Origin of the sequence: Hydrogenophaga sp. OTU3427, assembly GCF_038440225.1 — a bacterium.
Classification (GTDB): domain Bacteria; phylum Pseudomonadota; class Gammaproteobacteria; order Burkholderiales; family Burkholderiaceae_C; genus Hydrogenophaga.
This window is the reverse complement of the sequence record NZ_JASATI010000129.1, coordinates 1-432: the sequence shown is the minus strand read 5'-3', so window position 1 is coordinate 432 and position 432 is coordinate 1. Positions and strand designations below refer to the sequence as shown.

The window sequence follows — 432 nt, the reverse complement described above, 5'->3', positions numbered from 1 at the left end:
GGGGCCGTGACCGACCGGGGCTTCATCAACGTCGACATCCAGATGCGCACCAACGTGCCGCACATCTTCGCCATCGGCGACATCGTCGGCCAGCCCATGCTGGCGCACAAGGCGGTGCATGAGGCACACGTGGCGGCCGAGGTCATCGCCGGTGAACTGCAGGGCAACAAGGAGCTGGCTTCAGCCGCCTTCAACGCCCGCGTGATCCCCAGCGTGGCCTACACCGACCCCGAGGTGGCCTGGGTGGGCCTGACCGAAGACCAGGCCAAGGCGCAGGGCATCAAGGTCAAGAAGGGCCTGTTCCCCTGGACGGCTTCGGGCCGGGCGATCGCCAATGGCCGAGACGAGGGCGTGACCAAGCTGCTGTTCGACGACAGCCCCGAGGCGCATGGCCACGGCAAGATCCTGGGCGGCGGCATGGTGGGCACCCAT

The 432-nt window shown here is 67.8% G+C and carries 1 protein-coding gene; it reads left to right on the top strand.

What is annotated here, in order from left to right; all coding sequences use genetic code 11:
• On the top strand, positions 1–432 hold a 432-nt coding region (locus tag AAHB17_RS24595), incomplete at both ends, for an FAD-dependent oxidoreductase (RefSeq protein WP_342133691.1).